Annotated in this window: 19 protein-coding genes and 1 other annotated feature; of the genes, 12 read left to right on the top strand and 7 right to left on the bottom strand. The window is 68.9% G+C overall.

Annotation, left to right across the window (positions count from 1 at the left end; translation table 11 throughout):
• Positions 1-203: 203 nt before the first annotated feature.
• Both tkt and RISW2_RS07450 read left to right on the top strand, forming a co-directional pair.
• The gene (gene tkt, locus RISW2_RS07455; protein WP_043768671.1) at positions 204-2,219 is read left to right on the top strand and encodes a transketolase; all 2,016 of its coding nucleotides are present in this window, start codon (positions 204-206) and stop codon (positions 2,217-2,219) included.
• A gap of 111 nt (positions 2,220-2,330) precedes the next feature.
• Entirely contained in the window at positions 2,331-3,545 is a 1,215-nt protein-coding gene (locus tag RISW2_RS07450) for a PQQ-dependent sugar dehydrogenase (RefSeq protein ID WP_425277786.1), read from the top strand.
• Between the two features lie 581 nt (positions 3,546-4,126).
• Here RISW2_RS07450 and RISW2_RS07445 read toward each other — a convergent pair.
• Together RISW2_RS07445 and RISW2_RS07440 are read right to left on the bottom strand one after the other, a co-directional pair.
• Complete coding sequence (locus RISW2_RS07445) at positions 4,127-4,972, bottom strand: calcium-binding protein (RefSeq protein WP_043768666.1); 846 nt, start codon at positions 4,970-4,972, stop codon at positions 4,127-4,129.
• A gap of 224 nt (positions 4,973-5,196) precedes the next feature.
• Positions 5,197-5,385, bottom strand: coding sequence for a hypothetical protein (locus tag RISW2_RS07440; RefSeq protein ID WP_043768664.1), 189 nt, complete (start codon positions 5,383-5,385; stop codon positions 5,197-5,199).
• Positions 5,386-5,652: 267 nt separating this feature from the next.
• Here RISW2_RS07440 and RISW2_RS07435 point away from each other — a divergent pair, with 267 nt between their 5' ends.
• The 6 genes from RISW2_RS07435 to RISW2_RS07410 all read left to right on the top strand — a co-directional run bounded on the left by RISW2_RS07435 (position 5,653) and on the right by RISW2_RS07410 (position 9,549).
• On the top strand, positions 5,653-5,952 hold the full coding sequence (locus RISW2_RS07435) for a hypothetical protein (RefSeq protein ID WP_043768661.1): 300 nt from the start codon (positions 5,653-5,655) through the stop codon (positions 5,950-5,952).
• 97 nt (positions 5,953-6,049) lie between these two features.
• Complete coding sequence (locus RISW2_RS07430; RefSeq protein ID WP_043768659.1) at positions 6,050-6,661, top strand: exopolysaccharide biosynthesis protein; 612 nt, start codon at positions 6,050-6,052, stop codon at positions 6,659-6,661.
• Between the two features lie 82 nt (positions 6,662-6,743).
• Positions 6,744-7,118 (top strand): DUF983 domain-containing protein, encoded by a 375-nt coding sequence (locus RISW2_RS07425; protein WP_043768657.1) that lies wholly within the window; start codon positions 6,744-6,746, stop codon positions 7,116-7,118.
• A gap of 566 nt (positions 7,119-7,684) precedes the next feature.
• Entirely contained in the window at positions 7,685-7,948 is a 264-nt protein-coding gene (locus tag RISW2_RS07420; protein WP_043768655.1) for a hypothetical protein, read from the top strand.
• 140 nt (positions 7,949-8,088) lie between these two features.
• Positions 8,089-8,370, top strand: coding sequence for a hypothetical protein (locus RISW2_RS07415; protein WP_043768653.1), 282 nt, complete (start codon positions 8,089-8,091; stop codon positions 8,368-8,370).
• A 402-nt stretch (positions 8,371-8,772) separates the two neighbouring features.
• Complete coding sequence (locus tag RISW2_RS07410) at positions 8,773-9,549, top strand: sulfite exporter TauE/SafE family protein (protein WP_043768905.1); 777 nt, start codon at positions 8,773-8,775, stop codon at positions 9,547-9,549.
• Positions 9,550-9,603: 54 nt separating this feature from the next.
• Here the strand turns inward: RISW2_RS07410 and RISW2_RS07405 are convergent, their stop codons facing one another.
• From RISW2_RS07405 to RISW2_RS07390, 4 genes are all read right to left on the bottom strand, one after another.
• A complete protein-coding gene (locus RISW2_RS07405) occupies positions 9,604-9,990 on the bottom strand; it encodes a response regulator (protein WP_051491853.1) in 387 nt (128 codons plus the stop codon).
• A complete protein-coding gene (locus RISW2_RS23440) occupies positions 9,987-11,438 on the bottom strand; it encodes a sensor histidine kinase (protein ID WP_084615285.1) in 1,452 nt (483 codons plus the stop codon). The genes RISW2_RS07405 and RISW2_RS23440 overlap by 4 nt, the downstream gene beginning before the upstream one ends.
• A 208-nt stretch (positions 11,439-11,646) precedes the next feature.
• The gene (locus RISW2_RS07395) at positions 11,647-12,498 is read right to left on the bottom strand and encodes a universal stress protein (RefSeq protein WP_043768651.1); all 852 of its coding nucleotides are present in this window, start codon (positions 12,496-12,498) and stop codon (positions 11,647-11,649) included.
• Between the two features lie 13 nt (positions 12,499-12,511).
• Positions 12,512-13,993 carry a SulP family inorganic anion transporter gene (locus RISW2_RS07390; RefSeq protein WP_043768649.1) on the bottom strand — a complete coding sequence of 494 codons (1,482 nt, stop codon included), beginning with the start codon at positions 13,991-13,993 and terminating at the stop codon, positions 12,512-12,514.
• Positions 13,994-14,062: 69 nt separating this feature from the next.
• Positions 14,063-14,122: a sequence feature (sul1 is cis-regulatory element that is thought to sense ions involved in sulfur or methionine metabolism; They are found in Alphaproteobacteria), on the bottom strand.
• Between the two features lie 292 nt (positions 14,123-14,414).
• On the opposite strand from RISW2_RS07390, the gene RISW2_RS07385 reads away from it, so the two are divergent.
• Positions 14,415-14,750 carry a DnaJ family domain-containing protein gene (locus tag RISW2_RS07385; protein WP_043768646.1) on the top strand — a complete coding sequence of 112 codons (336 nt, stop codon included), beginning with the start codon at positions 14,415-14,417 and terminating at the stop codon, positions 14,748-14,750.
• A 499-nt stretch (positions 14,751-15,249) separates the two neighbouring features.
• On the opposite strand, the gene RISW2_RS07380 is transcribed toward RISW2_RS07385, so the two are convergent.
• A complete protein-coding gene (locus tag RISW2_RS07380) occupies positions 15,250-15,750 on the bottom strand; it encodes a GNAT family N-acetyltransferase (protein ID WP_043768643.1) in 501 nt (166 codons plus the stop codon).
• A 265-nt stretch (positions 15,751-16,015) separates the two neighbouring features.
• Between RISW2_RS07380 and RISW2_RS07375 the strand changes: the two genes are divergently transcribed.
• Genes RISW2_RS07375 through RISW2_RS07365 form a run of 3 tightly spaced genes read left to right on the top strand, consistent with a single transcriptional unit; the run spans position 16,016 to position 18,959 of the window.
• A complete protein-coding gene (locus RISW2_RS07375) occupies positions 16,016-16,996 on the top strand; it encodes a Bug family tripartite tricarboxylate transporter substrate binding protein (protein ID WP_043768640.1) in 981 nt (326 codons plus the stop codon).
• A 7-nt stretch (positions 16,997-17,003) separates the two neighbouring features.
• A complete protein-coding gene (locus RISW2_RS07370) occupies positions 17,004-17,450 on the top strand; it encodes a tripartite tricarboxylate transporter TctB family protein (protein WP_043768637.1) in 447 nt (148 codons plus the stop codon).
• A 6-nt stretch (positions 17,451-17,456) separates the two neighbouring features.
• The gene (locus tag RISW2_RS07365) at positions 17,457-18,959 is read left to right on the top strand and encodes a tripartite tricarboxylate transporter permease (protein WP_043768635.1); all 1,503 of its coding nucleotides are present in this window, start codon (positions 17,457-17,459) and stop codon (positions 18,957-18,959) included.
• Positions 18,960-19,386 lie beyond the last annotated feature (427 nt).

Here is a 19,386-nt window from a genome sequence, read left to right as displayed (position 1 = left end):
TCCGCCCGCGATTGGCAACCGCGGCAGGCCGCCTGCCCGCCCCGGCCGCGGCGAATCGCCGGCATCCGTTCCGCGCCGTATTCCGGTGCGCCGATGCAAATGCGCGCCTCCTTGACTGTCAAGGCTTTATGGGCCGCGCTTGATCTTCGCGGGCACGCTGTTAAGAGCGGACAGGACATCACCCCGAGGAAGGACCGCAGGACGTGGATATCGAAGCCCTGAAAGCCCGCGCACCCGACCACTGGATGCGGGCGGCAGCCATCCGGACCCTGACGCTCGATGCCGTGGCCGAGGCGAAATCGGGCCATTCCGGCATGCCCATGGGCATGGCGGACGTGGCCACCGTACTCTGGTCGCGTCACCTGAAATACGACGCCGCACATCCCGACTGGCATGACCGCGACCGGTTCATCCTGTCGGCGGGCCACGGCTCGATGCTGCTCTACGCGCTGCTCTACCTGTCGGGCGATCCCGAGATCACCCTGCAGGAAATCCGCAACTTCCGGCAGCTCGGCGCGCGGACCGCGGGCCATCCCGAGAACTTCCTTGCCCGCGGCATCGAATGCACGACCGGCCCGCTCGGACAGGGAATCGCCATGTCGGTGGGGTTCGCCATCGCCGAGGAATCGCTGCGCGCGCGCTTCGGTCGCAAGCTGGTCGATCACTTCACCTACGTGATCGCCGGTGACGGCTGCCTGATGGAAGGCGTGAGCCAGGAGGCGATCACCCTCGCCGGGCGGCAGAAGCTGTCGCGCCTCATCGCGTTCTGGGACAACAATGCCATCACCATCGACGGCAAGGTCGACATCGCCGACCGCACCGACCAGCCCAAGCGCTTCGAGGCGGCGGGCTGGCACGTGCAGGAAATCGACGGCCACGACCCCGAGGCCATCGACGCCGCGATCGTCGCCGCCAAGGCCGATCCCCGGCCCTCGATGATCGCGTGCCGCACGCACATCGCGCTCGGGCATGCCGCGCAGGACACCTCCAAGGGTCACGGCGCGCTGACCGACGCGCAGCAGCTCAAGGACGCCAAGGCCGCCTATGGCTGGACCTGGGGCCCGTTCGAGGTGCCCGCAGAGATCAAGTCCTGGTGGGAAGAGGCCGGACAGCGCGGCGCGGCCGAACGCGAGGCCTGGGAATCGCGGCTGGCCGAGGCCTCCGCGACGCGGCAGGCCGAGTTCACGCGCACCATGGACGGGACCGCGCCCAAGAAGCTGCCGGCCACCATCAAGGCGCTGAAGAAGCAGGTGGCCGAGACCGCGCCCAAGGTCGCCACGCGGAAATCGTCCGAGATGGTGCTCGAGGTTCTGAACCCGATCCTGCCCGAGACCTTCGGCGGCTCGGCCGACCTGACCGGGTCGAACAACACGCTGACGCCCGATCTCGGCGTCTTCGACATCGAGAACCGCAAGGGCCGCTACCTCTACTACGGGATCCGCGAGCACGGCATGGCCGCGGCGATGAACGGCATGGCGCTGCACGGCGGCATCCGTCCCTATGGCGGCACGTTCATGTGCTTCACCGACTATGCCCGCCCCGCCATGCGGCTCGCGGCGCTGCAGAAGGTGCCGACCGTCTTCGTGATGACGCACGATTCGATCGGGCTCGGCGAGGACGGGCCGACGCACCAGCCGGTCGAGCACCTGGCGATCAGCCGCGCGACGCCCAACATGCTGGTCTTCCGTCCCGCGGACACCGTCGAGACCGCCGAGGCCTGGGAAATCGCGGCGACACAGACCACGCGGCCCTCTGTGCTGGCACTGAGCCGGCAGGGCCTGCCCACCGTGCGCACCACCCACAAGTCGAAGAACCTCGTGGAACAGGGCGCCTACGTGCTGGCCGAGGCCGAGGGCAAGAGGCAGGCGATCCTGATGGCCACGGGCTCGGAGGTGGCGATCGCCCTCGCCGCCCGCGAGGCGCTGCAGAAGTGGGGCGTGGGCACGCGGGTCGTGTCGATGCCGTGCATGGAGCTCTTCGCGGCGCAGGACGAGGCCTACCGCAAGCGCGTGCTGCCCGCGGGTCCGGTGCGGGTCGCCATCGAGGCGGGCTGCCGCATGGGCTGGGACCGCTGGCTCACGGGCGAGCGCGGCCGGCCGAACAAGGCCGACTTCGTCGGCATGGACAGCTTCGGCGCCTCGGCCCCCGAGGGCGACCTCTACGCGCATTTCGGCATCACCGCCGAGGCGATCGCGGAAAAGGTCAAGGCGCTGCTCTGACGCTGCCGTCCCGGGCGCCGCACGTGCGCGCCCGGGACTGACCACCTTGTGATGAAACGTCCCGCGGGGCGGGCTCGTTAGTCTCTCGACACCGACCGAGAGGGAGACCCCATGCACCGATCGATGCACCGCCCGACGACGACGCTTCTCGCCGCAGCGACCACGCTGTGCGGCGGCGCGGCTTTCGCGCAGGATTTCGAGCGCGGCCCGCGCAACACCGACATTCCCCCCGCCCATCCGTGGCAGTTCCGCGCGCCGCTCGAGGACAGCGGCGTCGATCCCGCCGACGAGGTTCTCGCCGGCGATCTGGTGCACCCGTGGGGCATCGCCGTGCTGCCGGACGAGGCCGGCTACCTGGTGACCGAGCGGCCCGGGCGGCTGCGCCATGTCGCCATGGACGGAACGCTCTCCGACCCGATCTCGGGCGTGCCCGAGGTTGTGGCCGAACGGCAGGGCGGTCTGCTCGACGTGGCGCTGTCGCCCGACTTCGCCGAGAGCCGCCGCATCTACATGACCTATGCCAAGCCCGTGGGCGACGGCCAGTCGGCCACCGCTGCGGCCTACGCGACGCTCTCCGAGGACATGGGCGCCATCGAGGACGTCACCGACATCTTCGTGCAGGAACCTGGCGCGACCGCGCCCATGCATTTCGGCAGCCGCGTCCTTTTCGACGATGACGGGCACGTCTACGTCACCACGGGCGAGCACTTCACCGAGCGCTACCGCCAGTACGCGCAGGATCTCGACAAGACTTACGGAAAGACCATCCGGCTGACGCTGGACGGCGAGGTGCCGCAGGACAATCCCTTCGTCGGCGAGGACGGCGCGGTCGAGTCGATCTGGTCCTATGGCCACCGCAACATCCAGGGCGCCGAGATGATCGACGGCACGCTTTGGGTCATCGAGCACGGGCCCGCGGGCGGCGACGAGCTGAACATGGTCGAGCCCGGCGCGAACTACGGCTGGCCCGTCATTACCTACGGCGAGAACTACGACGGCTCCACCGTGGCCGACGGCGCCGCGCAGCAGGAAGGCATGGAACAGCCCGTCTACTTCTGGGACCCGGTCATCGCACCGGCCGGGATGGTCCGCTACGAAGGCGATGCCTTCCCCGAATGGCAGGGCGACCTGCTGGTCGGATCGCTGACGCCCGGCGGCATCGTCCGGCTCGAGCTCGAGGATGGCCGCGTCGCGGCCGAGGAACGCCTGCTGTTCGAGCTCGGCCGCGTGCGCGACGTGGCGGTCGACGCGGACGGCAGCGTGCTGGCGATCACCGACTTCGAGAACGGCCAGCTGGTACGCATCACGCCCGAAGGATCGAGCTGATCCCAAGGGCGCCCGCCGGGCCCCGGTGGCCGGCGGGCGTCCCGGCGACATCCTGATGGTGGGCTTCTGGGTCCCTCGGAGCGCCTCGCCCGCCTCGGCGTTCGGCAAGGTCATGTCCACCACGACATGGAACGCGACGCCGTGGACCACCGTCATGGCTGCGTTTACGGGTCCGGCCTTCGCGGCACCGAAATCTTCGGCCGGACCTCGGTGCAGCACGAGACGCAGAACGACGCCACGCCCGCGCCCATGGTCGTCCTCACCCGCAGAGGGACATCGGGTTCTGCCCCCTTGCACACCCGGCCCGCCCGGAACCGGTAAACTTTGCGCCACTCAACCCAAGCGCGACTTGGTTGCGAATAATGGTGTGTGTTAGAATCGCCATTGGGCACGGCGGCGTGGAAAGCAGACACCCAGGGAGACCATCCTAACCTGCCAGCCGAGAGGGACGCCGGGGATGGCATAGTGTCCCCTCTGCCGGAAGCCGGAGTAGCGCCCGGCCCGTGTCCACACCCGACGCTTCCGCTGTCGCGGCGAGACGCCCCGGCGGCCCGCGCGCGGACCGCCGGGACGCGGTCCCGCTAGACCCAAAGCCCGTCGATGATCGAGGCCACCAGGTTCGAGCCGTCGTCGTAGGGCGCGGCGTAGATGATGATCGTGTTCTCCGGGCCGAGGTTCAGCACCACGCGGTCGCCCTGGTCGTGACCATAGGTGTCGAACACCTCCTCTGCGGTCATGCCGAGGTTGAAGGACCGCAGGTCGATCACGTCGCCGACGATGTTTCGGTCGCCGAAATTGCGGATCACGTCGCGCCCGTCCCCCTCCTCGAAGACGAAGACGTCGCGGTTCGGGTAGGAACCCCACATGCGGTCGTTGCCGGTGCCGCCGTCGATGATCGCCTCGCCCCCGGGGGCGTACTTGCCCTCGATGTCCGCCTCGCCGTTGACGCGGTGGCGTTCGTCGGAATAGATGCGGTCGTCGCCCGCGCCGCCGTGCGCCTCGCCGGCGCCGTAGGAATTCAGCACGAGCGTGTCCTCGCCCGCCCCGCCGAAGAGGTGGCCGATCCCGCCCTCGCCGGCCATCACCGTGTCGTCGCCGTCATCGCCGAACATCCACCACTCGGTGCGCTCCCCGAACGGGCCCAGGGCCGCGCCGCTGAGCGAGCGGATCAGGTCGTCGCCCGTGCCGCCGCGGAGGATCTCGACGCCCGAGGTGTAGTCGTCGATGATCCGGTCGTTGCCGGGCCCGCCATGGGCCACGTCCGGACCGGCACCCGTCACGATGTAGTCGTCGCCCTCGCCGCCGAGCAGCGTGTCGCGGTGCGCGTAGCCGCGGATCGTGTCGTCGCCGCCTGCGCCATCGATGACATCGATGCCCCGTCCGCGCAGGATGTCAGCCTCGTCCGTCCCCACCGTCGTCGTCACCATGTCGTCCTCCTCGGATGCCGGGTCCTTGCACGATGGTCACGAGGATGGACCCGCAGCCCGGATCATATCAATCAGAAGTTGAGCATTTTTGCGAGGCACAAGCCTCTTCGACGGGCATTTCATCGACGTCGCGGTCCGTGTGCCCGCGACCGACTAGATACGGGCGCAGGATAACATTCCGTTAACGGCGGCCATGACAGACGGGCGCGCGCCGCCGGCGCCGCTCAGGGCCCTCGGGACCCGCGCTTGAAGATGGAGAGGCTGTCGACGGCCACCGCTTCGGCGGTCGCCCTGTCCACGTTGTTCTTCTCGCAGGCATCGAGGACCGCCGCCAGGAGGCGGATGTTCGACCTGTCCGAGAGCTCGAAGTAGCCCGCTTCGATCGGGCTCCCGGAGCTCCGCGTGCTGTTCATTCCGTGTCCGTTCCTGCCGCTATCGTGCTGCGACAACACGTGGCGATCCGGACCCGGGATTCTTAGCCTCGGCTCGGCTTATTTTCCGCATTGCAGCCTGCGAAGAAGGTCCCGGACGCCGCGGGAACCGGCCGCCTCCGCCCTTACCGGCAGCGGGCCCGCTCGGCACCTTCCCGCCGAGCGGGCACGCGCACGGGAACGAAGCCTGCAGCCCGCCGTTGTTGGAGGTCACAACGCCGAACCCACATCCCGGTCACAGGAGGCGACGTGACTGACCCCACCGGCCTCATCTCGGACATCGACGTCACCGCGGCCGTGCCGCTGCTGCGCCTGCGGGCGCGTCTCTATGTGGACGATCACGACGTCGCGGATCGCCTCGTCGAGGCGGTCCTCAAGGAGGCGATCGCCAGCCCGCGCCCCTGCCGGTCGCAGGCCGAGGTGGAGGCGTGGCTTCTCGACCGCCTTCTCGCCCATGCCAGGTTGAAGATCGCCATCCGGAACTGGGTGATGTCGCAGAACGACGACCGGAACGGACCTTCCCCGTCCACGCGCAAGGTGGCCGGGTGAACCCGCGCGCCCGCGGGGCTCCGGAACCGTCCCTCGGTCTGCACGCGCCCGGGAACACCGCGGCCCCCCGATGGTTGGCGCGGCATGGAGGTGCCCGATGAACGAACGTGGCGGCGCGCTGACCGAGGTCATCAGCGAACTCGAACGCTCGGCCAGGCAGTCGGACGACCACAGCGTCCGCGTCGGAGAGCTGATCGACGCCCTCGACGAACGCGGCTACGGCGCGGCGCTGGCGGTGTTGCCGCTCATCGAGCTGTCTCCGCTGGGCGGCATCCCGGGCTTCCCTACGCTGCTTGCGCTGACCCTCGCCATCATCACCGTGCGCCTGCTTCTCGGCTACGAGCACCTGTGGGCCCCGCGCTGGCTCAGGCGGCGCAGCCTGAACTCGAACCGCGTGATCACGTCGATGGAATGGCTGAAGCCCGTTTCCTCGCGGATCGACGCACGGCTGCACCGCCGGATGTCGCGCTTCGCCGGTCCCGCCGGGCGGCGGGCCGCCTGCATCGTGATCCTGGGCCTGTTGCTGACCGTGCCGCCCCTGGAGATCGTGCCCTTCGCCACGTCGGGACCGATGATCGTGATCGCGCTCTTCGGGCTCGCCATGCTCTTCGGCGATGGCCTCCTGATGCTGCTCGGCTTCATCGGCGCCGCCATCGCCGTGGCGGGCGGCGCGGCCTGGCTGATCTCGTCGGGGGGGTCCGCGTCGTGAGGGGCGCGCGACCGACCCCGGGATCGCGCCGGACACGGGACCACGGGTTGATGCATGGCCCCCAAGGGTCGATGGTGCCCGGATGACGACCGACGACGATCCGCGCGACGCCCGGCTTGCCATGCGCCGCGGGCTGCTCGGCCGGTGCCCGAATTGCGGCACGGGCCGGCTGTTCGAAGGCTATCTGGGCGTGGCCGCGCGCTGCGCCGCATGCGGCGAGCCGCTCGGTGCGTACAAGACGGCCGACGCGCCGGCCTTCTTCACGATCTCCATCGTGGGACTGCTGCTCATCCCCCTCTTCGGGATCGGCTTCGCGGTCTTCCGACCCGAGCCAGTGGTCCTGCTCCTCTGGATCACGGGGATCACGCTGGTGCTGACCTTCGCCCTCCTGCGCCTCATCAAGGGCGCAACGGTCGGGTATTTCTGGGCCCAGAAGGAACGCGACCGGGGGTCGTGAGGCGCGTCAGGCAGCGACCCAGGCCGGACCCGCCGAGCGCTCTCCTTGCGCGGTACCGGCAGGACCAGGCGGCCCCGCTCCGGCACGCCGCGCAAAACGGTGAAAGAGCGCGCGGACGACCCGCCGTCTGTCCTGCGCGCCAGTTGGGGCCGGGTACGAGCGCCGACCCAATACCTTCGTGCCTAGGGGACGAAGCATCGGATTACAAACGCGTTTCCGGATGACCTCAGGTCAGGTACAGGAAACGCCCGCAGCCGGGCCATGCGCCTGCCTCAATGGCCCTCCCGAGTGTCAGGTCTTCCGGACCACGACACCTTTCGGTTGAAGCGCTGGCGCGATGCGTCCCATGCTGCAGCGACCGGTCACACGCAACCTCGGGAGGTCTGCTCTGCGCATGAGCCCTTGAACTTTGGCGCGAGGGTGGGACATGACACACCCGCGTAGGTTTCATCGCGGCATCATGTCGACGTTGCCGCGACCGCCTGCGCAAGATATCGGCTCGCCGGCTCGGCCCCTTCGGCGAACCCGCCCTCTCGACACCGACCCAGGACACAGGAACAGGCCGCATGAAGAACCGCGAACCCGCCATCGAACCGACGCTGACCGAGCGCGTCGTCGCCGTCGAATACATGAGCAGCCTGATGATGCGCGCCGTCGGGAACCTCTCGCCCGCGATGACCGAGACGCTTGCCACGGCCATGGAAACCCTGGCCGAGGCCGAACGCGAGACGCGGCCCGGGGTGACGACGCTCCTGTCGGAAAAGGCGGCCATGCTGCGCTCGCGCAGCCGCGACCAGGACCGCGCCCGCGCCGTCGGCGACGGCTCGTGACGGTCCCGCCGGCAGGCGCGCGCGACCGGACCCGGGCGGAGCGGCGACGCCACCTTGCGATTTCCGCCGCCGGTCCGGGGTCGATCCGCGCCCGTCGGTCGTTGGTCCCGCGCAAGCAGGCAGAACGCGAGGTGAATGACATGAGCTGGGGTCCATCCATCCGCCACGACGGCAAGGGGTGCCCGCTTCCCCACGGGACCCGCACGCGAGCCGTCTTCGAGGACGAGCCGGGCGAGTTCTCCGGCGAGATCGAGGGCGTCGCCGGCGCGACCGGCGGCTACAGCTGGGACTGGACGTGGTGGCGCAAGTCGGCGCCGGACGGCTGCCGCGTGGCGCGGATCGTGCGCTACCGCGTATGGTCGGATGATCGGGGGGACACGGCCACCCGCGCAGCCCGCAGGCGGGACGTGGTGCCGGCCTGACGCCCGGTGGCGGAAAAATTGCTCCGGCGCGGGGCAAACCGCAACCGGAGCAGCGTGTCGCTTGAAAGCCCACGCTCGGCTGTTGCCCTTCTACGCATCCCGGAAATGCGAGAGACAGATTTGTCCGTAAGGTCACCCGACATGGCACGTCGTGTAGCGCGCATGTCCATCACTGCTCTGGCCGCCGGCCTTTGTCCAGAAGATTGCGACGGCGCGGATCGGCCCGTCCGACGATAACGCCCGCGTCGCGACCGGAACGCTGCCCGGCGCCGGTTTCCCCGCCCGGGGGGCCATGATAGGCGATCCGGCGCAGGTCCCGCGGGGCGCGCGGGACGGTGGCAAGGGGATCACGATGACAGGTTGGGCGACCCGCACGGGCGGCTTCCGGATCACGCGGGCGGCATGACGTCCCTTCTCGACCTCGTGGCCCTCGCGGGTGCCGGTACGCTTGCGGGCATCATCAACGCCATCGCGGGCGGCGGCACGTTCTTCACCTTCGCGACGCTGATGGCGATCGGACTGCCGCCGGTGGCGGCCAACGCGACCAGCGCAGTCTCGGTCGTGCCCGGCCAGATCGCCTCCGCCCTTGCCTACAGGGGCGAGATCCTCGCGCTGTCCCGGGTCCTCGTGCCGCTCTGCGCGGTCTCGGCGATCGGCGGACTGTTCGGAGGCTGGCTGCTCCTGAATACCGACGACACCACGTTCCGGGGCCTCGTGCCGTGGCTCCTGCTGTTCGCGACGGTGCTGTTCGCGCTGTCGCCGCGCATCCCCGCGCTGATGCAGCGCCTCAGGGGGGCGGCAGGAACGCCCCTGCCCGCCGCGGCCAGGGCGACGACCGGCGCCCTCGCACTGCAGGGCGTCGTCGCGATATACGGCGGCTATTTCGGGGCCGGCATGGGGATCATGATGCTCGCGTCCCTGTCGATCGTGTTCGGCGACCGGTTCCACGATGCCAACGCCGCCAAGAACATCCTGGCGGTGTGCATGCAGGGCTTCGCCGTCTTGCTGTTCGTCTTTTCCGGACTGGTGCACTGGTCCGAGGCGATCGTGATCACGCTGTCCAGCGTCACCGGGGGCTTCCTCGGAGTGGTCGTCGCGCGCCGCGTCCCGGTCCCGGTCATGCGCTGGACCGTGGTCGCCATCGGGGCCGCGCTGTCGGCATGGTACTTCGTCACCTGAGGCGGCTTCGCGGCGCGTGACCGCGACCGGGACGCGGCGCCATCCGCGGCTTGGTCATTCGTCCGCGGCCGCGCCGGTCTCACCGCAACAGACCCGGAGCTCCCGCGCCAGCTGGTGTTTCAGGATCGGCTTGCCGAGAAAGGCGTGCGGCTTCACCGCCGCGAGGATCTCGCGGGTCGCGGCGTCGAGATTGCCGCTGATGAATATGCAGCGCACGTCCAAGGTCTCGTAGAGCCAGCGGGACGCGTCGATGCCGGACGTGCCGCCCGCGAGCCGCAGGTCCATCAACGCGAGGTCCGGCCGTTCGCGGCGCGCTTCCGCCTTGCAGGTCTCCACGTCCCGCGCCACCCCGGTCACCCTGTGCCCCAGGGATTCCACCTGGTCCTGCAGATCGAGCGCGATGAAGAACTCGTCTTCGCAGATCAGGACGCGCAGGCTCATCCGGTCCGGAGCGGCACGTGGATGGTCACGCGGTGGCCCGGCCCGGCATCGCCCGTATTCATGGACGCGTCGAGCTGCCGGACGAGGCCCTCGATGATCCGCGTCCCGAGGCCCTGCTCGGCGCCCTCGAGCTTGCCGCGGCCGTTGTCGGCAACCTCCAGCGCAATGCCGTCCCCCGTCACCCAGGTGGAAACGTGAATGGTCCCGTCCGGCGTGCCCGCGAGCCCGTGCTTGATCGCGTTCGAGACCAGTTCGTTGACGATCAGCGCGAGCGGGATCGCCTTGTCGGTCGGCAGGTGCAGGTCGGCCGCATCGCACTGCATCTCGACGCTCGCCGTGCCCGCGTCGCCATCGGCGAGGTTCTTGCAGAGTTCGCGGAGATAGGTTCCGAACGCGACCGTCGTCACCTCGTTCGAGCGGTAGAGCATCTCGTGCACCGAGGTGACCGCCCGCACCCGCGCCGCTGCCCGCTCGAGCCGCTCGCGCACCTCGCCATGGCCGGAGCGGTGCGCGTCGGTGTTCAGGATGCTGGCCACCAGCTGCAGGCTGTTCTTGATGCGGTGGTTCACCTCGCCGAGCAGCGCCTCCTTCTGGGCGAGCAGGCGGTCCCGATCCTCCAGCGCCTCGGACAGCTGCTCCTCGCGTTGCTTGGACGCGGTGATGTCCAGCGTCACGACCACGAAGCGCGGCAGGGCGTCACGATGGTCCCGGACGAGTTCGCCCTGCGAGGAGATCCAGCGCGCACCGCCCCCCGGCAGCACGAGGCGGTTCGTGAAGGCGACGCTCGTGTGTTCCGGCGCGTCCATGACCTGGTCGAACACGTCGTGGACGCCGGCCCGGTCGTCCGCGTGGATCCGGGCGAAGCAGTCGTGCGCCGGCAGCGTCCCCTCGCGCTCGGCCAGCTCCAGCATGCTCGCGAAGGCGCGCGAGGCAAAGATGGTCCCGGTGCGCGGGTCGTATTCCCAGAACGCGAGATCGTCGAGCCGCTGGGCCGAGCGCAGGCGGATCGCCTGGTCGCGGTGGAAGATCGTCTCGTCGGTGACGTCGACCACGTGGTGGATCAGCGCCACGACCCGGTCCGCCCGCAGGACCGGCGTGTTCAGGGGCTTCCAGTACCGCTCCTCGAAGCCGCCGCCGGGCCCGCGGAGGGGGATGTCGTATTTCTGCACGGCCATCGCGTGCGGGCGCCCGGTGGAGCGCGCCGTCTCCAGCGATAGCCGGAGGTTGCGCACGCCGTCGGCCGTCGGGTCGTCGGGATTGTCCGGGAACGCATCGAACATCACCGCGCCCACCAGGTCCACCCGCCGGGTCCCGGTCAGGTCAAGGTACTGCTGGTTGACGTCGACGATGACGAAGTCCGGATCGAGGACCAGATAGGCATGCGGCGCGGCGTCGAAGACCGCGTCGCGCAGGGGATGCCCCCCCAAGGTTTCAACTGCGCCAACCATGGTGACCGTCCATCCCCCGCATCCGCTCTGTCCGACAATGCTGGTTCCAGATCATAGGTCAGCAGGCGGGACCAGCCACTCGGCCGTCCTTGGCCCACGGTAACCGGCGCCTCCGCGCATTGTTCCCGTGCCGGGCGTCACTTGCTTGGACGGAGGGCCCCGGGCGTGCAGGCGCGGCCGGGGCCGCGCCCGCGGGTCTTCCGCCACGTCACCGCACCAGCAGGATCGGGACCTTGCAGGTGCGGATCATCTCGAGGCTCGTCGAGCCCACGAAAAGCGACCTTAGCCGCGAATGCCCGGAGGCGCCCATCACCAGGTGATCGAACCGGGCCTCCTCGATGAGCTTGCCGAGCGCCTCCTCCGGCTGGCCGGGGAGGATGCCGGTCTCGGCGTCGAGCCCCGCAGCCGACAGCATGGCCTTGGCGTCCTCGAGGCCCTTCCGCGCGGCGTCCGTCGCCGACCCGACCGTGACGATCCGGATCCCGAGCCCCGCATAGAGCGGCGAGCGCGCCACGTGATCGACCGCGCGCATGGCGCTCGCGCTGCCGTCATAGGCGATCAGCACCTTGCCGATCGGGCGGAACGCCCGAGACGCGATGAAGAGGGGCTTCGACGCCGCGCGGACGACCCGCTCCAGGTTCGAGCCGAGGTGCCCCTTGGCGAAATCCGCGGCCTCGCCGCGCTTGCCGATCAGGATCATCTCGGCGTCGCCCTCCTTCTCGGAGATCGCCTCGATCAGGTCGCCGTGGCGCAGATGCTCGCTCGCGCGGATGCCCGCATCGTCGAGAAGCGCCTTGGCGTCCTCGAGGATGGCCCGGCCGCGCGTGATCGCCAGCTTCGCCCGCTGCGCGTCGAGATTGGAGAGCTCCTCCAGCAGCGCGCTGCGCGCTCCGAGCGAGATCGCGCCCGACAGGTCCGACCCCGCGCCGCCCTCGCGCCGCCCGAGGACGTGCATCAGCTCGACGGCGTGGACGCCGCGACCGGCAATCCAGGCGGCATGGTCGCAGACGCTGCGTGCATAGACGGACCCGTCCACCAGGGCGATGATCTTCTTGGTCATGACGTCTCCTCCCTCAATGCGCCATCAGCTTGTCCATCGCGCCGGGCTTGTCGTGCACCGCAAGCCGGTCGACGATGGTCTCGGACGCCGCGTTCATGCCGACGATCTCGACCTCGGAGCCGTCCCTGCGGAACTTGAGCACGGCCATGTCGAGCGCGGCAACCGAGGAGATGTCCCAGATATGCGCGCGGCTCACGTCGATCACCACGCGGTCGGCGGCCTCCCTGAAGTCGAAGGCGTCCATGAAATCCTCCGCCGAGGCGAAGAAGAGCTGCCCCTCGATGTGGTAGGTCCGCACGCGCCCGTCCTCGGACAGGGACGACGTGACCCGGAAGAGCTGCGCGATCTTGGCGGCGAAGAACAGGCCTGACAGCAGCACGCCCACCAGCACCCCGATGGCGAGGTTGTGGGTGTAGACCACCACCGCGACGGTCGCGATCATCACGATCGAGGACGACCGCGGGTGGGTCCTGAGCTGCTTGATCGAGGACCACGAGAACGTGCCGATCGAGACCATGATCATGATCGCCACCAGCGCCGCCATGGGGATCCGCGCCACGAGATCGCCGAGCGCCACCACCATGAAGAGCAGGAAGACACCCGCCGCGAAGCAGGACAGCCGGCCGCGGCCGCCCGACTTGATGTTGATGATCGACTGGCCGATCATCGCGCAGCCCGCCATGCCCCCGATGAAGCCTGTCGCCGTGTTGGCCAGGCCCTGGCCCACGCATTCCTGGTTCCGGTCGGATTTCGTGTCGGTCAGGTCGTCCACGATGTTCGCAGTCATCAGGCTCTCGAGCAGGCCCACGACGGCGACGGCCGCCGCGTAGGGCAGGATGATCGTCAGCGTCTCGAAGGTGAGCGGGATGTCCGGGATCAGGAAGACCGGCAGCGTGTCGGGCAGCGCGCCCATGTCGCCCACGGTGCGCACGTCCCAGCCCATCACCAACACGACCACGGTCAGGACGATGATCGTCACCAGCGGCGACGGCACCGCGCGGGTCAGGTAGGGGAAGAGGTAGATGATCGCAAGGCCGGCCGCGACCAGCGGATAGGTCAGCCACGGCACCCCCGTGAGCTCGGGGATCTGCGCCATGAAGATGAGGATCGCGAGCGCGTTGACGAAGCCCGTCATCACCGAGCGCGAGACGAAGCGCATCAGGTGGCCGAGCCGCGCGAAGCCCGCGGCGATCTGCAGGAGACCGGCGAGCACCGTGGTCGCGAGGAGGTATTGCAGCCCGTGCTCGGCCACGAGCGTCACCATCAGCACGGCCGTGGCCGCGGTCGCGGCCGAGATCATGCCGGGCCGGCCGCCGGCGATGGCGGTGACCACGGCGATGGAGAACGAGGCGTAGAGTCCGATCTTCGGATCCACGCCGGCGATGATCGAGAAGGCGATCGCCTCGGGGATGAGGGCGAGCGCGACGACGAGACCCGAAAGCAGGTCGCCGCGCACGTTACCGAGCCACTGGCGCCGGTAGGCGGTGAGATTCATGGTCGAGATGTCCCGTTCCTGTCCGGCTCAGCAGTCCTGCCCCACCGGTCATCTTTTCAGAGTGTCTTGGTTAGCCCGGCGGATCGGCGGCCGGGAGAGCCACCCGGGGAGTTTCACCCCAGGTCCAGATGATCTGCCCGCCCCGTAGCCACCCCAAACAGAAAGCACAAGTCCGCGCACGGCATGCCGGGTATCCGATCCGCGCATTGCACAGCGCCCCGGATCGAGGACGCCCGTTTCTCGGGCGGACTACTGCGGCACCCTGCCTGCAGACCGCGCGCCGCGGCCCGCGTGGCGCCGGCAATCGAAACTGCGGCCCGGCGCTGCAAGTTGGGCCTGTGCGGTGTATGATCGACAGGATCAGAGCGTTGGCGCATGTTCGTCCGAACGGCGTCGACCGGTGGTAAAGCGAGAATGCGGCATGGCTCAAACCCTTGAACGCCTTGTTGAACGGCAAATCCAAAAGGCCCTGGCGGAGGGCAAGCTTCGAAACCTCGAGGGCGAGGGGAAGCCGCTGCCTGACCGTTCCGGCCAGGCCTTCACAGACATGGCAACGGCTGTTGCGGTCCGGATCATGGCGGAAGCAGGCGCACTGCCCGAAGAGTTCAGGCTAAAGAAACTGCTGGATGCGGCGAAGCAGAGCTATCGAGATGCCGAGGGCGATGACGCCAGACGCGTTGCAATGGCGCTGATCGCTGACATTCAACAACGCTACAACATGGCCGTGGAGGCGAGACGCCGTTTCATGTCCACTTGACCGGATGGCTTCCGCTCTTCCGCAGCGGGGCATTAGACACACCGCGTGGACCGGCTCCTTTCCCACGCCAAAAGTTAACGACCGGTTCGGGCTGTCAGCAGCCAGACATCTTTGACAAGAATGCCAGAGGTCGGCACAGCGGACTTTGACGACCTGCAAAGACTCGTCGCGCACAGGTCGGGACGGAAACGGTAGAATTGCCCCTACCCTCGGCCTTCCGTCACCTCAGGCACTCAGCGCGGACGAATTCCTAGGGCAAGATCTGTGAAGTTGAGGTTCGTCTTTGGACAGCTGGCGCGAGGGCCCGTCGCTGCAGCCCGTCGACGATGTAAACTGGGACCGAAGCGGACCTGCCGCAGCGACCCGACATGACGGATCGTCGACACGGGGTCCGCGATGCGATGGCTTGCGGAGGAATGCGGGACTAGAGGGCATGCGGACGCGGCTGACGCCCGGTGCGACGAGCCGGTGATGCTCGGGTCCGAGCCCTAAGCGGTCCCTAGCCGTAGTGCCTGTAGACCAGATCCGACGGGTCAGGCCGCCGTGCGGCCGCATCCAGCGTCGCGCCGAGCCGTTCCGCGAGCCTGGCCGATCTGGTGTTGTCGGGATCGACGTAACTCACCAGCGTCTCGAGGTGCCGGACGTCACGGCTCCATGCCCGCAAGGCCATGGCCGCCTCGTAGGCGTAGCCGTGCCCCTCGGCCTCGGGATAGACGAACCATCCGAGCTCGCATTCGGGGAACAGCGGCCCCGAATTGATCGCGACCTGTCCGAGGCAGTCGCCGCTGACCGCATCCTCGATCATGAGGGCGCCGCATCCGAACAGGCTCCATTGGGCGTGGTCCGCGCAGAACATTCCCCAGGATCGGGCCAGGGAGAACGGCCCGCCCATGTGGATCGAACGCTCCGAGGCCATCAGGCGGTGGTAGCCGGTCCAATCCTCCGCCCGCATGGGCCGGAGGGTCAGGCGAGACGTGGTGAGCGTCGGGATCTCTGTCATCGGCGAGCCTTTTGCGTCTGCCTACATCATCCGCGTCCCGGATCAATGCCTGCGTCGGCTGCGATGCGGCCCGGCGCGGTGCGGCGCGGGGTCCGGCCGGCCGGACAAATCGGGCCGTCCCCCTGCCCGGGGCCCGGCCGGTCCCGGGGCCCCGGCTGCGATCCGCGCGCAGCCGGGCGGGCATCTCGAGGCGCCGCACCTGCAGCCATTGCCCTGGGCGCGGAAGTGGTGTTCGTTGCGCGCACCAAGATGAGGAGACCCGCCGATGACCATTCGCATCACAAGCCGCGCCGTCCTCGGCTGTGCGCTGGCCCTTGCTGCCGCGCCCGCCTTCGCCCAGGACGGCTGGCCCTCGGGGCCTCTGCATGTCTATGTCGGCTTCCCCGCGGGCTCGTCACCTGACACGCTTGCGCGCATCATCACCGACCCGCTGGCCGAGCGCCTGGGGCAGCCCGTCGTGATCGAGAACCGTCCGGGTGCGGGGGGTGTGATCGGCATCCAGCAGATGCTGGCCAATGCCGGTGACGATGATCTCACGTTCGGCACGACGATCAACGGACCGCTGACCACGGCGCCCCGGATGATGGGGGATACCGGGTTCGACGTGGCCTCCGACATCGCGCCCGTCACCCTGATCGCCACGTCGCCGCTGGTCCTCGCCGTCTCGACCGCGTCCGGGATCGAGGATCTGGACGGCTTCGTCGAGGCGGCCGGCGCGGATCCCGAGGCCATCGCCTACGGCTCGGTGGGCCAGGGGTCGGGCGCACACCTGACGGCGGAGCTGTTCGCCGACGAGGCGGGCGTCGACATGCTGCATGTCCCGTTCGCAAGCTATGCCGAGGTCACGACCTCGATCATGGGCGGCGAGATCGACGCGGGCTTCATGGCGCCCTCGGCCGCGATGCCGCATGTCGAGGGCGGCAACATGCGGATGCTCGGCATCACCTCGTCCGACCCCTTTGCCCAGGCGCCAGACGTCGCCCCGATCGCGGGCCGGGCGGGCATGCCGGAGGACTTCCGGGCCGAGCTCTGGAACGGGTTCATCGCGCCGGCGGGCACCGATCCCGCGGTGATCGAGCGCCTGACCACCGAGATCGCCGAGATCCTCGCGACCCCGTCCGTTCAGGAGCAGCTCCTGGCGATCGGCTGGCAGGCGGCCCCCGGCACGGCGGAGGAGATGCAGGAGCGCATCGCCGCGGATACCGAGATGTGGGGTGGCGTGATCGACCGGATCGAGGCGCAGTAATCCGGCGATGCGGCGTGACTGGGCCGACATCTGCGGTGGCTTCGCTCTCGCTGCGATCGGCGCGGCGGCAGCGGGCTGGGCGTGGCTCCATTACGACCTGGGCTCGCTCAGGCAGATGGGACCCGGCGCCTTTCCCGTTGCGCTGGGCCTCCTGCTGGCGGCCTTCGGGCTGGTCGTGGCGCTGCCGGGCCTGCGCCGGGCGGGCGACGCGATATCCTTCGAGCCCGCGGCCGCCATCGCAGTGCTGTCGTCGATCCTTGTCTTCGGACTGGGGATGCGGCCGCTCGGAATCGTGGCGGCATCCTTCGCGGCCGTGCTGATCGCGTCCCTGGCCGCGCCGCAGCGCGGCTGGACATGGCGGCTCTGCCTCGCGGGGATCGTCACCCTGCTCACCCTTCTCGTGTTCCGCGCGGGGCTGCAGATGTCGCTGCCCCTCTGGCCGCGCGGGGTCTGAGCGCGCATGGGGACGTGGGACGGACTTCTGACCGGGCTGGCCTTTGCCCTGCAGCCGGGCGTTCTGGTTTACTGCCTGCTGGGCGTCCTTCTTGGGACCTTCGTCGGCGTCCTGCCCGGGATCGGGGCGATGGCCGCGATTTCGCTGCTCCTGCCGATCACCTACTACATCTCGGCCGAGGCCGCGCTCATCATGCTGGCGGGGGTCTATTACGGCGCGCAGTACGGCGGCGCGGTCGCGTCGATCCTGATGCGCCTGCCCGGCACCCCGCAATCGGCCGTGACGGCCCTCGACGGCTACCCGATGGCGCGCGACGGGCGTGCGGGGCCTGCGCTCTTCGCCGCGATGGTGTCGTCCTTCGCCGGCTCGATCATCGGCATCGTGGTGCTGGTGATGCTGGCCGGCTGGCTCTCGCGCGCGGCGGTGGCGTTTGGCGCCGCGGACTACGCCGCCATGATGGTGCTGGGGCTGGTCGCGGCATCGACGATCGGCAGTGCGAGGCCGGCCAAGGGCTTCGCCATGATCGTCCTCGGCATGCTGCTGGGCTGCATCGGCACGGACGTGAATTCGGGGGCCATGCGCTACACGTTCGGACAGACCGAGCTGCTGGACGGAGTGAACCTCGTGGCGCTGGCGATGGGCCTGTTCGGCGTGGCCGAGGTCATCGGCAACGTCCGCGATCCCGAGCGCCAGGCGGTGACCGGGCGGATTAGCTTCCGCCAGATGGCCCCTACGCGAGACGACCTGTCGCGCATGCTCTTCCCGACCCTGCGCGGCAGCGGCATGGGCAGCTTCTTCGGCGCGCTGCCGGGCACCGGATCGACGCTGTCGTCCTTCCTGAGCTACGCCATGGAGCGGCGCATCGCGCGCCGGCCCGAACGCTTCGGCCAGGGCGCGATCGAGGGCGTGGCCGGGCCGGAGGCCGCCAACAACTCGGCCGCGATCACCGCCTTCGTGCCCACCCTGACGCTGGGCATTCCCGGGGATCCGATCATGGCGCTGATGCTGGGCGCGCTGGTCATCCACGGGGTGCAGCCGGGACCCATGATGCTCGACGCGCGGCCCGAGATGTTCTGGGGCCTCGTCGCCAGCTTCGGGATCGGCAACCTGCTCCTACTGGTCCTGAACCTGCCGCTCATCGGCATCTGGGTCTCGCTTCTGCGGCTCCCCTTCCGCTGGCTCTACCCGGCGATCCTGATCTTCATCTGCCTCGGCGTCTATTCCGTGCGGGGTCTAACCTACGACATCGTGGCCGTCGCGGCGATCGGTCTGGCCGGCCATCTCCTGGCGCTCGCGCGCTTCAGCCCCGCGCTCCTCCTGCTCGGGTTCGTGCTAGGACCGTTGATCGAGACCAACCTGCGCCGCGCCCTCCTGATCAGCCGCGGCGATCCCATGGTGTTCCTCGAACGCCCGATCTCGGCTGCGTTCGTGGCGGCGATCGCCGGTCTGCTCATCCTGTCTGCGGCGCAGGCGGTTCGACGCCGTCGCAAGGAAGCGCCTGGGGCGTAACTTGCCAGCGCCCTGCCCGTCCGGACGCTTGTGGCTCGGCTTTTTTCGGCGACAGCAGCGAATGACCAATACGCCCAAAATCAGACGTCACATTCCTTGATCTCCGTACGCTCAATGCACTCGTCGCGCTCTGCCCCGCGATAGCTCCTCCATCGTACTACTGAAGTCCGGCCCAAGGAGAGGACCGAATTGTGAAGTGATTGGAGTTCATCGAGGAACAGATCATTGGCATCCTGCGGGAGCAGGAAGCCAATGCGAAGACGGCGGAGCTCTGCCTGACCCTCACACGATCGGCGCATGAATGCCGAACCTAATCCGCATCCGGGAATCGCTGGGAAGGGAACGAGCACGGAGCGTGAAAGTGAGCTGCGGGTGCGGGCTTAACCGACGCCGGGAACCAAACTGAACCGGCTAAGTCATTGGTGCC

It is taken from the genome of Roseivivax isoporae LMG 25204, from assembly GCF_000521865.1.
In the GTDB taxonomy this organism is placed as follows: domain Bacteria; phylum Pseudomonadota; class Alphaproteobacteria; order Rhodobacterales; family Rhodobacteraceae; genus Roseivivax; species Roseivivax isoporae.
This window is presented reverse-complemented; position numbering and strand designations above follow the sequence as displayed.

Coding starts and splice junctions, on each gene's coding strand:
- RISW2_RS07395 (WP_043768651.1), bottom strand. CDS start 12,498: ATGACCAAGAAGATCATCGCCCTGGTGGACGGGTCCGTCTATGCACGC.
- RISW2_RS07415 (WP_043768653.1), top strand. CDS start 8,089: ATGAGCTGGGGTCCATCCATCCGCCACGACGGCAAGGGGTGCCCGCTT.
- RISW2_RS07440 (WP_043768664.1), bottom strand. CDS start 5,385: ATGAACAGCACGCGGAGCTCCGGGAGCCCGATCGAAGCGGGCTACTTC.
- RISW2_RS07390 (WP_043768649.1), bottom strand. CDS start 13,993: ATGAATCTCACCGCCTACCGGCGCCAGTGGCTCGGTAACGTGCGCGGC.
- RISW2_RS07410 (WP_043768905.1), top strand. CDS start 8,773: ATGACGTCCCTTCTCGACCTCGTGGCCCTCGCGGGTGCCGGTACGCTT.
- RISW2_RS07425 (WP_043768657.1), top strand. CDS start 6,744: ATGACGACCGACGACGATCCGCGCGACGCCCGGCTTGCCATGCGCCGC.
- RISW2_RS07365 (WP_043768635.1), top strand. CDS start 17,457: ATGGGGACGTGGGACGGACTTCTGACCGGGCTGGCCTTTGCCCTGCAG.
- RISW2_RS07380 (WP_043768643.1), bottom strand. CDS start 15,750: ATGACAGAGATCCCGACGCTCACCACGTCTCGCCTGACCCTCCGGCCC.
- RISW2_RS07450 (WP_425277786.1), top strand. CDS start 2,331: ATGCACCGATCGATGCACCGCCCGACGACGACGCTTCTCGCCGCAGCG.
- RISW2_RS07405 (WP_051491853.1), bottom strand. CDS start 9,990: ATGAGCCTGCGCGTCCTGATCTGCGAAGACGAGTTCTTCATCGCGCTC.
- RISW2_RS07375 (WP_043768640.1), top strand. CDS start 16,016: ATGACCATTCGCATCACAAGCCGCGCCGTCCTCGGCTGTGCGCTGGCC.
- RISW2_RS23440 (WP_084615285.1), bottom strand. CDS start 11,438: ATGGTTGGCGCAGTTGAAACCTTGGGGGGGCATCCCCTGCGCGACGCG.
- RISW2_RS07430 (WP_043768659.1), top strand. CDS start 6,050: ATGAACGAACGTGGCGGCGCGCTGACCGAGGTCATCAGCGAACTCGAA.
- RISW2_RS07385 (WP_043768646.1), top strand. CDS start 14,415: ATGGCTCAAACCCTTGAACGCCTTGTTGAACGGCAAATCCAAAAGGCC.
- RISW2_RS07445 (WP_043768666.1), bottom strand. CDS start 4,972: ATGGTGACGACGACGGTGGGGACGGACGAGGCTGACATCCTGCGCGGA.
- RISW2_RS07370 (WP_043768637.1), top strand. CDS start 17,004: ATGCGGCGTGACTGGGCCGACATCTGCGGTGGCTTCGCTCTCGCTGCG.
- RISW2_RS07420 (WP_043768655.1), top strand. CDS start 7,685: ATGAAGAACCGCGAACCCGCCATCGAACCGACGCTGACCGAGCGCGTC.